We start from the raw sequence: 12,399 nt of genomic DNA, 5'->3' as shown, positions 1-12,399 counted from the left end.
GTGTTGTTTCGTCATTCCGGGCTCGACCCGGAATCTCATCCTGCTGGTTCTCCGTTGTGAGTTGTGAAGTTGTCGGTTGCTCACTCAGATGAGACCCTGAATCGAGTTCAGGGTGACGGTTGTTTTGTGTTGTTTCGTCATTCCCGGCTGGACCCGGAATCTCAACGCGCGGGTCTCCAATTTTAAAAGTCGGATTGCTCTACAATTGTTCCTTTAAACTCCCCATTAGTGAAGTTCAGCAGGTCAATTTCGGTTTCAGGATTACTCCAATCCTGAATTAAATTGAGTTTGAAATTACCTTTTATGGTATTGCTCTCAGAGTGGTATTCAGTAATTGTAAGTTGGGAGGTTAACTCCGGGTCTAGCGTATAGAAACTTGTTATTACGTCCCCACCAATGGTGGTATAATAGTTAGCCTGCGCATCTGATAAATTATAGGTGCCTTCTTCTTTAAACTTAATTTTGAATACCACAACCTGTTCGTCTCCGGCACCAAGCAGGGTTAAGGTATCATTTTCCGGATTAAGATATACTTCAGGATCTCCATTCCAATTCTCCTGGTTTATTTTTGCTGAGATAAAATCAGGTTGCGTATTATCATCATCTTTACTGCAGGAGAGAAGTACAAAAGTGAACAGTAAAAACAACAAGGGGATAAGATTTAATTTTTTCATCATCTAATGGTTTAGCTTTCTTATTAGATGGGATAGAAGGTAAAAGGTTGCGTGGAAATTAAATCTTTTCCTTGCGAAATTCCAATCAATATCTTCATTCTTAATATCAAAGATGAGGTTTTCTGAAATCAGTAGTTCTTTAGGTTGATCATCTATTATCTGCTCTTGCTTAATTCTTTATATTTTATTCTTGCGTGTTCATTATCAGGATTCAGTGCTAAGGATTTTCTATAATTTTCGATTGCTTTTTGGTGCTCTCCTAAAGATTCATAAGCCTCTCCCAGGCTATCATAAGCATTGAAGGAATTAGGGTAGTTTTTTGTATTCAGGATAAAGAATTCTAAGGCCCTGGAATTGTCTTTAGCATTTTCGTTTTGTAGCAGGCGATAACCTAATTGGTTTACAAGATGCTCGGGAGGATGAAAATCCCAGGAAAGTCGCTCTGAAAGTGCTTTAAAATGTTGTTTTAACTGCGCTATGTCTGCCACCTCACGATAGGAGATTCCATAACCTTCAAAAATTGCAGAGATTCCATTATGGAAAGCAATGATGGGCACTGAGCTGTGATCTTCTTTCTCGAAGTATTCTAATTTTGCAGGTAATTTACCTTTGCATTTACTATTCAGGGCTTCATACAATCTTACATGGCGATCACGATTTCTGATATTCCTTTTACCCCAATTGGCAGTGGCTATGTAAAGAAATCGTTCAAAGGGTCGCTCAGTCAGGCTATCTAACTTTTTGTCCATGGTTTCGGCATCCCAGGTCCCAAAACTGGGATCAACGGCAATAAAGGCCCTGAAAGCGGTCTCTTCTTTCATATAGGCATGAGTGGCCAGTAAACCTCCCAGAGAATGCCCAAAAAGGATTCGATATGGTGCTGTTCTATACTTTTGGTCCAGTTCCGGAATAAGTTCTTCTTCCAAAAAGCTTAGAAATTTCTCGCCTCCACCCGAATTATTCGCTCTTACTGTCACAATTTTTTCTGGGGTGTAGTCTCGTCTTCTATCAACATTTTGAATACCAACTACGATCATCTCTGGAATTTTCCGGTTTCTGTATGAATCAGAGCTCATATAGTTGAGCATACCTGAAACCGCTTTAAAATGTATATTTCCATCAAGTAGAATGAGTACCGGATAGTTTTTATAAGATGATCCTCTATCATTATATGATTCAGGAAGACTAATCCAATATTCTCGGTCTTCATTTAAAATATCAGACCTAAGGGAATGTTTTGTGCCGATTGTAATTTCTTCGAGATCCTGCGATTTTACCGGGTTAATTCCCAGCATCAAAAGTAGTACTACAATGATATTTTTACTCATTCTGTTTTTTCTTTATGATTGGTACTCGACTTAGCAAAGTACAGTTTTTTAATTCTTTAAACTATTCAAAAGTTCTTTCCAGTCAAAGCTTTCTTTATTTGCCTCATTCCATTTCTCAACATCTGTAAGCATCGCATCAATTTTGTTTTTATCAATCCATTGACCATCTACAAACACTCCTGAAATTTTACTGGTATTGCTGATGTTTTCCAAAGGATTTTCATCGAGTAAAATTAAATCTGCAAACTTACCGGTTTCAATAGTTCCCATTTTATCTTCAATTTCAAGCCATTCTGCACCTAGTCTAGTCGCAGAAGCCAATGCTTCTTCATTGGTTAAACCAGCTTCTACCAACAATTTTAATTCGTCGTGAAGTGAAAAGCCCCAGATAATACCCGATATTCCGGCATCGGTTCCAGCTAACATAGGCACTTCATTCTCTTTAAATGCTTTGACCAACAGTTTGTGAAAATCAGCTTGTTTTTGAAAATATTCTATTAGTTCGTCAGATGCCCCGTAGTGACTGTTTGAAGTTATCCACTTACTTTGCATTAGTGGATGAACATACTTAAAGCCCGGCAACTTTTGAATATTCTCTAAGGATTGCGCTTGCTTAATAATTGATTCCATATTACTTAAGTTCGGAATCAACCAGGTACCATTCTCTTTTGCCAAACGAGCGAATTCCTGAGCTTTTTCGTAAGTATACTCATTGGTTTGTTTAGATAATTCTTCAGCGTGTGCAATTAAACCAAAATGAGGAATAAAGAAATCCTTTGCTGGTTGTCCTTCAAATACGCCAGGAATATGGCCAACGACTTTCATGTTTTGCTGTTGAGCTTCATCTATTATCGCTTTAAAAGTTTCTTCATTCAATTTACTATATACTTTAATAAACTCATATTGCTCACCCTTAGCAATTCTAACGGCCTGTCTTCCGTCTGCTGGATTTGTAGCTGTCATATTAGCATTTTCAGCGTCAATCAATGCGGCCAAAGCTATTCTTGGTCCAATTACATCTCCTCTTTTAATTTCATTTCGTTGCCCTATATGTTCTGGTCTCGCACTCAATTCAAAAACACTTGTAACCCCATTAGCAATATACAGGCTCATGAGATCCTGGGTATCAAAATTTATCAAAGGACCTTTTGTTGGATATAATACAAAGGGAGTTGAACTTGCCAGATTATGCACGTGCATATCAATTAATCCGGGGATAAGCCATTTATCTTTCCCGTTAATTATTTTAGCATTCGCCGGAATAGAATCATTAATAGATTGGATTATATTATTTTGAATAACAATGCTTGCATTTTCAATAAGCCTATTGTTCTCAGTCATCGGGATTACATTGATGTTTTTTATAGCGTAAGTTGTATGTTCCTGATTTTTGGTTTCTAAATTTAAATTGTTTTGGGCATTTAAATTGAAGCTGATAACTGCAAACAGCATTAAGATTTTAAAGTGTTTCATTTTGATCTTTGATTGATGATTTGCCTTAATAGACAAAAATCTCCTGCTTTAGTTACAGTTTGTGGCCTAAGTTGTGCCCAATAGGGTACAGGTTTTGAAAAATGTTTTTAATTCAATAAAGATAGATCAGATAAAAAAAATACCCCTTAAGCCTGAAGTTCAGGTAAGAGGTTATTTTTCAAACCCGGGAGCTTTTGAGCGGTTAATTTAAAGTGCCGGCATATTCGCTGGGGCTAATGTTTATAAGGCTCTTAAAGGTTTTTCTGAAGGAATTTCGGCTGGTATAGCCACATTCTTCGGCTAAAGCATCGATGCTATTGTTCTCCAGGTAGCCTTCCTCAATTAATTTCTTTGCATGTTCTGTTCGGAGGTTATTTTGGTAAGCAGCAAAACTCAGCCCGTAATACTGTTTTAGAAAGTAAGAGATATGGTGGGATGGCATCTCCAGTTTTCGGGCGCATTCCGAAAGTTTAAAGTCCTTCTCTAAATGGCATTTATTTTCTTTAAGATGTTCCAGTTTTTTTAATACCTCTTCCTTTTCCAGGCCAAACTTAAGATCTTCTCCTGCTTCAATGGAATTAAAATTAGAAGTAGATCCCGGTTTCTGGGGATAACCATATAAAATACTGGGAAAATAAACAGGGATGAGGCCAATTAGAAAAAGAGCGATATAAAGAGAAAGAGTAATTATACCTCCGTTTTTGTCTATCATGATTAGGGAATCGAAGATCTTAAAGAGCATCATCTTTTCCAGGGCATAAATAATAGCCAAAACAGCCATAAACATTAAAACTCCCCAGAAAGCCATTAACCATTTATCAAGGATATTCTTAAGGGCTTCATCCTCACCATTTTTTACAAAGAATTTTATTTCGGGAAATAGAACTATTAAAACTCCCAGCTGCCACAGATGGCGCATGAGCAGATGCTGGTCCAGGCTTAAAAGTAGGTATTGTACATTCAGCCTCCTTTCGGGTTTCGCAATTGTTTCTGAAAGAATACTATTATAAAAATCTGCAGGTTGTAGGTAAACGTAGGTAACATCTATGACTCCTATCAGAAATGGTACTAAAAGGATCAATTCGGCTTCATCCAGTTTAAACTGATCGGTTAGAATTACTTTAAAGTAATAATAAATTGGAATAAATATTAAATGATAGGGGAGAAGCGGCCAAAGGAAAAACCAGGTAAAATGTTCTAAAAAGCCCCCATCAATAATGTAGGCCTGCAGTGTATATACCGATAAGAGAAAATAAAAACTCCCCAGGATATGCGTTGCCATGGTATTGGTAGATTTTTTAAAAAATAAGGTAATAGATAGAAAAAAACCGAAGATCGCTACTATCAGGAGAATAATGATCATATCTTTTGATTACAAGGCAAGGGGATTATAAAGGGGGTAGCATTCAATTAAGTAAGTATTATACTTTATTTTGTTACTTAAGAAAAAGCAAAAGATAATATTTATTTTTAATTAATTACCCGGCATTTTCCTGATTGTTAAAAATTTTAACAACTCAAAGATATATATTTCAACAAATATTTAAAACACAAACCCGGAAAAGGGGAAAAATCTCCTTATTAAATTTTTTTTCTCGGTTTTGAGCCATGAATCTAAAGCATTGGCTTTGTTGTGATCATAGCATTGATTGAAATGATAGGCCCAGGGAAGAAGATAAATAGTGCCTTTTATAAAATTAATCTGCTCTCCTATCCTGTTTGACTTTTTTTCCTTTTTCACTTTCCGGGGATCTCTCTGTAGTTACCTCATTGAAACTTATATTTATGCCTAATCCAAGCCAGGGTTCTTTATTATACTGCCAATTAACCTCATTATCATTTCTTCCTAAAAAATCCCAGCCTAAAAACATCCCCAAATTAGCATAGGGTTTTGGTTTCAATAGGACCCCCATAGAAGTGGTGAAGGCATTGGCAGTCCGGTCTTCTAAAACGTCGCTGTTCTTCGGATCCAATTTTACACCGGTTAAGCCAATACCAAAACTTAAATCTAACCAGGATCTCTCCGAATTATAGGAACCGAATCCTAAAATCATATTGGCCTGAAGAGATAAAGCAGATTCGAAATCGAAATCTCCACCAATTCCCCTTAATCTAAAAGGTACTGTATATGCTCCAACAGAAACCCCTTTAAAGTGACTATAAATGGGAGCGGTAAGTTCACGAAATTTTTCTTTTTCCATATAAAAATGATTTACCACTTCATATCCCAACCCGTTTGGAGAAACAATACTATCCTCGGTTAAATGATTATGAATAAACTTATTATATATTTTTTTAAGCTTATCACTGTTAAAGGGCCAATATTTATAATAAACGTAATCTTCATCTTCGTAGATGAAGAAAATTTTTGAGTCCAAAGGGACTCCAATATCAGTTTTTCCATCACTACGGGTTTGCAGTTCCAGGGGTCCTGGTGGAGATTGTATAAAATAGTAGCTGCCGCCTAAGGAATCATTATCGGTAGGATTGTTTTGGGCAGAAATACTGAAAGTAATTACAAAAAACAACAGAAAGAAGAATTTAGTTTTCATAATAGCTTGATTAGGTTAGTTTTATAAATATAAATCAGGCTATTTTTGTTCAGCCGGGGATTTTTCCCCTTTCTGCTTCGATCCCCACGCAGCGACAAATGCTTCGCAGCTGCAGTGAATTTATTTCCGGCTGACTTTTATCAGCCGGGATCTGGTTAGTTTAATTTACAGAGATAGCGATAAGCGCTCCTACTATTGCCGAACCTGTAACATAAATCCAATATCCTGTACTGTAAGGCGGAACTTCCACAAGTTTAGTTATTTCTCTCCCTTTGTCCAGTTTCACCGCCATTTCAGCATTTAATTTGTCTTTATACCAGCTATTTTCAGAAGTATAATTAATTACGTGGGCACCTTCAGGGACTTTTTTTAGCGTTACCGATTTTGCAAATTTCCTGTCCACTACCAAACTATCGTTAATAGTTACAAAAGTTCTTTGGGTAGGTTTGCTGGGTTTAATAACCAGAGTGCCGGTATTCGTAACCTCATTTTGATAGTCTACATAAATGTGTTTAGCGCAGGATGTAAATAATAATAATCCTAATGCTAAGGCAAAAAGGCTAATTTTCTTCATGGTGTATAGGTTTAAAGTAGGTCCTACCCGTAAGGCTTTTCAGTTAGGCCGATTTTTTATAGGGCTTGTCTCCGCTGCTTTTTCTTAGAACTTACTGATTAGATTTTCAGATTTTGTAATTGTTTCCTTTTCCGAAGAAAAGTTATCTTCCTGGGCCATAATGAAATCCTTGTAATTGGAAATTCCTTCAAGCCTGATCAAAGCTCCCGATTTCAGGCTTAGCTCTTCCAGGCTAAAATTGGGAATATCCTCTGCAATAAATTCCTGAAGCTCCGGAAGGCTAAAATTCATCTCGTTCGTTTTCCTGCCTGTTACGGTCCAGACTATGTCGTAAGGCTGATCTGATGGGACATAATGGAAAACGGCTTTATAATAATCTGCAGGAGTTGTGGAGGTAAACGAGTATTCAGTTCCCGCGGAAGAAGATTGCAGATCCCATTCGGGGAAACCATACGACTCTTTGATCGAGTTGGTTTTTTCATCCAGGGTATATTGCTTTTGATCCCGTTCAAGGATCATACGCAGTTTATAATTTTCAAAGAGATCTTCGGGAATTGCAAAAGTGTGGGAGCTTCGGCCATCTCTGGCTCTAACTTCAGCAATACCTGCATAAAAATTATTTGGGGCTGTACTTTCTGCACCGCCTATGAAAGCAGAGAAAGAGTTGTTTTCCGGAAGATCGATTGTCAAATCCCTGGTGATAGGAGGGAGGTCCTGAAAATCAACACTTATTTCTGCACCCGGACTAACATTCTTTTTCAGAAAATACCTTCTAAAATCTTCAGTTTCTTTCTTTACGGTAAAAAAGAGATGATCAGGATCCTGTCTCAGGCGTATGTCAAAGGTAGCTTCATTCTCAGAAGTATTTCCGGAATATGAGGGGTAATTGTAAATAAAATGTTCCAGCCTGGAGCCGGTATTAAGTATTTGCACAGTGGCTTTATCCAACCAGGCTTTCACCAATGGATTTTCAAAGGAGAACTCGTAAGGATCAACATCAGTATAAGTACTTATCCTGAAGGAGGTGCCTCCGGGGTGTACTATTTTTTTTACAAAGCTAAGGTTAAGCTTTTGGGTGGTGAGATCATATACTTCCTGCAATTCTGTAGTAGAGGCATTTTTTAATTCTCCGCTGCTAATTACTTCTCCTTCTTCATTAGTGAGATAAACAGCGCCACTATATTCAACATCCGGATCATCCGGAAAATAATTTGGTGCAAGACTGACGCTTAATAAGCTTTTGCTTTCCTCAACCTCCGGTAATACATCCGGATCTCCATCTTTGGAGCAACTCCATAGAAGAAAAAAACATACTGGGATAACAGCTAACTTTAATAAATAATTTGTTCTCATACCTAAATTTAAGTTCCGCTTAGAGACGCGGAAGATCATTGATTTTATTTTCTGGTTTCTGAAATGCTTTTGAGCTTATAATTGAGATCTCATTTGATCAGGTTAATTATTTCCATTCTAAGGCTACCGGATTTTTAATTTCTGGTAAACATATGTTCGAATGCGGCATACTTCAGTTGAAGGATCGAAGACTCTGAGTTTTGAAATTCCTCAATAAGCGCATTATAGTTATCGTTATTATTTAAAACAATGCCATTGCGATGAGATTTGAGGGTAGAGAAAAACTTCACCTCAAACCATACCTTGTCGAGTTGTTCCTGCTCCTCTGTTGTGATGGAATTGCCCCCCATCATTGCATTCATTTTTTTACGGGCTATACTTTTAATATTATCGGCAACATTAGCATCGGTAGGCAGGTTGCGGAGGGCACCTATTATAAAAAAGAGCTTCCCGTAGCCAATCTTTTCGATATACTCGTCGCCGTATTTCAGTTGGTAGAGTTCAGGGTTTTCGTTATAAACTTTGGCCAGGGAATCCCGTACCTCATAATGGTCCTGAAAATGTTCTATACCGTCTTCATACTTACCTCCGCTCATCAAAACACCTCTTTCGGTTACCGGGTACTGCTCAATGACCGACTGGTATAGTTCGGTGCTTACAGCAAATTTGGTAGCAAAATAATCTCCCGGGTTATAAATTTCATCGAATAACCGATATGGAAACATAAAGGAAATTGGGTCGGCATCGTGCTCCCAGGTGGGGCTTTGGGAGAAAGACTGGTTAAGTTTGTTGTAGGAAGTTTCCGAAGATCCAAAAGGATTGGCGACCGGCATATGACTATTCGCGTAAATACCCGCACCCACCTGCTCCTGGTAAGGATAGTTTTTATCAAGAATACTTTCCCCGTTTTTGGTAATAGTGACCCTGCGTTTTCCTGCGGCTTTATCGTAGGAGGTGATGGCGGTGCTGCTATCGTCGGCCGCAGTAAATTCCACCAGGCTCAATTCTCCGTCTATGTAGGTGTGAATAGCCGTACCTTCCTCGCTATACACTTTCTTGACCGAGGGCAGCCCGTTCTTATATTCGGTTTCTAACCACAGACTTCCGTCGGGATGGTAGTATTTAGACCAAAGGGGCTTATTGTCTTCACTGCGGCTCACTTCCATATATAGGTGGTGTTGCGGATAGCTGGCATACACCCTGGCCGATTTTATATACCCGTTTTCATAATATTCGAACTCTTCGGTAGGATCTTCGGATAACTGATACCGGCCTTGCTTTATCCAGCCATTTTGATGTTGATCAAGCAGTTCGAAATGGGAAGTAGATGTTATAGAGTAGTCGGTTTGCGGCACATTGTCATCTTTTTCGCAGGAAGACAAAAGTATGCTTGCTGAAAGGAGTAGAGGTAGAAAGTAGTTCTTATACACAGTATGGGTTTTTACAGTTATTATTAATTAAACACCGGCCAGACATAATAAAAATGGCTTTTTCGGTTAGTAGGAATTTTCTGTATTTTGTTACAGGAAAGTAACTTTTTCTCAAGAACCTAAGGGCTAAACAACTTTATAAGCAGTCTTTTACCAATCTTTCCTGGCTATATAAAATCCGTAACTATAATAATCTTTGAATTTTTGATACAAGTCGATTTCCGCCTGATAATCTTTAACTACTTTTCCCGCAAGTTCCGAATTGTTATGGCGTTGCAGAAAAGTCTCAAATCCTGCCTGCATTGGCTTGTAATAGCTTTCCATCCAACTGTCCTGACTTAAATAAAAATAGCCCACGAGAGAATAGCCATTATTTTCTAATTGCATGATCTTGTTAGCGGCAGTATCGATTTCCGGGTATTCCGCCTTCCAGAATTCTTCAATCTCTTTTGGTCGGGATTGAGTTATCCAGGTAACCTCACTTACCGCTAAATACCCGCCGACTTTCAAATAGTCTTTCCATTTTTTCAGTCCGTTTTCGAATCCAATGTTATAGATCGCAGCTTCTGACCATATAAGATCAAATTCATCCTTCTCAAATGATAAATCGTCCATTGATCTTTCAAGGCTAAGGATTTTGTCCTTCAATCCTAATTTTTGAGCTTTTTCATCGAGTTCCTTCAAAAACTCCGGGAACAGGTCAACTGCTGTTATTTGCCCGTTTAAGTTTTTGGCCAGGGAGATGGTTTGTCCACCTGTACCACAACCCATGTCGGCTACTTTCAAGGTTTGGTCACTCGGTAAATTCAATAGATCAAGTGCTCTGCCTGTGTCTTTTTCACTTCCCGGGCCCTGCCTTTCTGAATTTTTGTGTAAGTCGATGATCAATTCTAATTCTGTCACTTGTTTATTTTTTAGGTTACTCACCAGAGTTTCGCATATCGCAAGTTGGGGGAGTAATGGAAGCAGATTTGCAGGCTAAGATCTGGTTGTTTAATGAAGTTAATTGTTTTCTTTCTAAACATTCCGCCTATTGGCGATTCAACGTCTTAAGTTTAAATGCTCCAAATTTTGATAGTGCTTTGTTATTGGGCGTAATTATTTTGTTGTTATACTTTGTAAATATTCTTTTGGAGTTATCACTGGTAGCAAAGACTTTTTGAAATCTTTTCCATTTCTGGTAATTATAATATCGCAATCTGAGTCCGTAGCACTGAAGTATTGTAAGGCATCTTCAAAATCCTTAAAATCAGAGTTCATTCCTTTTTCAATAATGTGTTCATCAAGTTTCTTTAACTTATAGCCTGAATTAACATACTTTACCTTAGGGTTCTAAGTTGTTGTTTTTAAGTTAGTTATTGTAAATATACTTTTTTATAAGAATTAAAATTTCAGGAACCATTGTTTACATGCCTTGTTGTAAACTTTGGCGCCTCCATTATTTGTAATTAAATATTTATCGGGATTTTAAATAATTTGCCAGAATTATAAAGTTGAAAACCAATAAAACTATTAATGAGATGGCGATGATTTTTTGAGAGATAGTAAGTTTGAAGTTTTTCAAACTATTAAATGCTGGAAATCTTTTTATATAAATAAAGCCTATTAAAAAATATAAAATAATGTGGCAAAATATAAGCGACCAGACTAACGGCACTTCATAAAATATTGTGATGATATTTATGATATTTAACGATAATAGGAAACTTAAAATATGAGAAGGAAAAATCAGATAAAATTCTTTTTCTTCAGAGTAAAAATGAATATAAATTTTGGACAATAAAATAAAAGGTAATTCTACCCAATAAGGTTTTAAATTCTTTGAATCTCTTAATTCATTTAATTTGTTGGTTTCCAAAATTTCTTAATTTTTATTTCAAAATTTGATTAGGGCCATGGTTTATATGGGTTTCGCTTACCTCCAGTTGTAGAAGTAGGGATGCTCCCGGTAGCTATCGGGATGTCGGCTTGTTGTTTTCTTGTTTGGAGTTCTAAGTTATTCTTTTTCCTGGAATACCGCATATTGGCCCCGTTAATCGCTGTTAGCCACTGTTAATATTATCGTGGATCCTTATTCACTGTCAAAATAATTTTCAATCTTAAACTTAAAATCAGTTTGTTTTTCAGGTCTTATAGTGATATTTCCATAAGTTCCTTTTACTTCTGCTTCCGAATCCCAATTTCCTCTTGTAAATTTAAACTGAGCTGGACTTTTTAGTTTAAGAGTTATTGTTCTTTCAAAATCAGAAATTTTATCCATTTTGATTTTATCAGGATTCCAATTTCCTAAATTATCCTGATTGCCGGTAATATATATTGTATCTTCTTTATTTAGAACTTTTACTTTTATTGTTGATTTATACTCTTCTTTACTTAATTCTTTTCCTTGTAAACTAAGTATTTCTTTAAAATAAAAATCAAGTCCTTTCTTTAAACTTGGTGGAAATGTACTCCAATGATTGTATTCGGGAAATTCATTGATTTGAACTTTGAGAGTATTGGTCTTTAGTGTTTTGTTATAAAAAGAATATACTTTTTCTCTCGCAGGTTTCCATGCTTTCCAATAGTCTATACCTTCATTAGCATTACTTAAATATAAATAGGTCGGTTTTTCAATTTTGGAATATTCATAATCGACAAGCTTGTTTGCCAATTTCCCGTTATCATAGGCAAGATTTGGTGAAATAGCTAAATAAGCATTAAACAAATTAGGGTTTTTAAGAAATGAATCTAATATAAATGATGCACTTAAGGAATGCCCAACTGCGATTTTGTTATTTAAAGTTCTGTAATTTGAATCTATAAAAGGTATTATTTCGGTACTTACAAAAGCAAAAAAATTGTCGGCATTTCCAGAATACTTTCCATATCTATCCTTTGAGTTTTTAGTTTCTAACACCGGTAGTAAATCATTATTCCTCGCGTAATCAAGTTTTTCGTTATATGGAGAAGTAATTCCGACAAGAATGTAAGATTTTGTATTATCAGTCAAAAAGGAAATCATTGCACTGGTGT

At 36.7% G+C, this 12,399-nt stretch carries 10 protein-coding genes; all 10 read right to left on the bottom strand.

Going from position 1 to position 12,399, the window contains the following annotated elements; translation table 11 throughout:
* Positions 1-182: 182 nt before the first annotated feature.
* On the bottom strand, positions 183-677 hold the full coding sequence (locus BUW93_RS14765) for a DUF6252 family protein (protein ID WP_081212516.1): 495 nt from the start codon (positions 675-677) through the stop codon (positions 183-185).
* A 152-nt stretch (positions 678-829) separates the two neighbouring features.
* Complete coding sequence (locus BUW93_RS14760) at positions 830-2,002, bottom strand: alpha/beta hydrolase-fold protein (protein WP_081212515.1); 1,173 nt, start codon at positions 2,000-2,002, stop codon at positions 830-832.
* A gap of 48 nt (positions 2,003-2,050) precedes the next feature.
* On the bottom strand, positions 2,051-3,475 hold the full coding sequence (locus tag BUW93_RS14755; RefSeq protein ID WP_081212514.1) for an amidohydrolase family protein: 1,425 nt from the start codon (positions 3,473-3,475) through the stop codon (positions 2,051-2,053).
* Between the two features lie 202 nt (positions 3,476-3,677).
* Entirely contained in the window at positions 3,678-4,838 is a 1,161-nt protein-coding gene (locus BUW93_RS14750; RefSeq protein ID WP_081212513.1) for a helix-turn-helix transcriptional regulator, read from the bottom strand.
* A gap of 334 nt (positions 4,839-5,172) precedes the next feature.
* The gene (locus BUW93_RS14745; RefSeq protein WP_081212512.1) at positions 5,173-6,027 is read right to left on the bottom strand and encodes a hypothetical protein; all 855 of its coding nucleotides are present in this window, start codon (positions 6,025-6,027) and stop codon (positions 5,173-5,175) included.
* Between the two features lie 160 nt (positions 6,028-6,187).
* The gene (locus BUW93_RS14740) at positions 6,188-6,601 is read right to left on the bottom strand and encodes a hypothetical protein (protein ID WP_081212511.1); all 414 of its coding nucleotides are present in this window, start codon (positions 6,599-6,601) and stop codon (positions 6,188-6,190) included.
* Positions 6,602-6,685: 84 nt separating this feature from the next.
* On the bottom strand, positions 6,686-7,954 hold the full coding sequence (locus BUW93_RS14735; RefSeq protein ID WP_081212510.1) for a hypothetical protein: 1,269 nt from the start codon (positions 7,952-7,954) through the stop codon (positions 6,686-6,688).
* Between the two features lie 134 nt (positions 7,955-8,088).
* A complete protein-coding gene (locus BUW93_RS14730) occupies positions 8,089-9,384 on the bottom strand; it encodes a toxin-antitoxin system YwqK family antitoxin (RefSeq protein ID WP_157893346.1) in 1,296 nt (431 codons plus the stop codon).
* A 150-nt stretch (positions 9,385-9,534) separates the two neighbouring features.
* A complete protein-coding gene (locus BUW93_RS14725) occupies positions 9,535-10,287 on the bottom strand; it encodes a class I SAM-dependent methyltransferase (protein WP_081212518.1) in 753 nt (250 codons plus the stop codon).
* Between the two features lie 1,168 nt (positions 10,288-11,455).
* On the bottom strand, positions 11,456-12,399 hold a 944-nt coding region (locus BUW93_RS14710), incomplete at its 5' end, for an alpha/beta hydrolase-fold protein (protein WP_110688306.1).

Origin of the sequence: Salegentibacter sediminis (genome assembly GCF_002078605.1) — a bacterium.
Taxonomy (GTDB): domain Bacteria; phylum Bacteroidota; class Bacteroidia; order Flavobacteriales; family Flavobacteriaceae; genus Salegentibacter; species Salegentibacter sediminis.
Note: the sequence above shows the minus strand (reverse complement) of the source record. Positions and strands in the feature narration are given on the sequence as shown.

Bases quoted from the DNA above. Each gene is read 5' to 3' on its own strand.
- BUW93_RS14735 (WP_081212510.1), bottom strand. From the start codon at position 7,954: ATGAGAACAAATTATTTATTAAAGTTAGCTGTTATCCCAGTATGTTTT.
- BUW93_RS14765 (WP_081212516.1), bottom strand. From the start codon at position 677: ATGATGAAAAAATTAAATCTTATCCCCTTGTTGTTTTTACTGTTCACT.
- BUW93_RS14740 (WP_081212511.1), bottom strand. From the start codon at position 6,601: ATGAAGAAAATTAGCCTTTTTGCCTTAGCATTAGGATTATTATTATTT.
- BUW93_RS14750 (WP_081212513.1), bottom strand. From the start codon at position 4,838: ATGATCATTATTCTCCTGATAGTAGCGATCTTCGGTTTTTTTCTATCT.
- BUW93_RS14760 (WP_081212515.1), bottom strand. From the start codon at position 2,002: ATGAGTAAAAATATCATTGTAGTACTACTTTTGATGCTGGGAATTAAC.
- BUW93_RS14755 (WP_081212514.1), bottom strand. From the start codon at position 3,475: ATGAAACACTTTAAAATCTTAATGCTGTTTGCAGTTATCAGCTTCAAT.
- BUW93_RS14745 (WP_081212512.1), bottom strand. From the start codon at position 6,027: ATGAAAACTAAATTCTTCTTTCTGTTGTTTTTTGTAATTACTTTCAGT.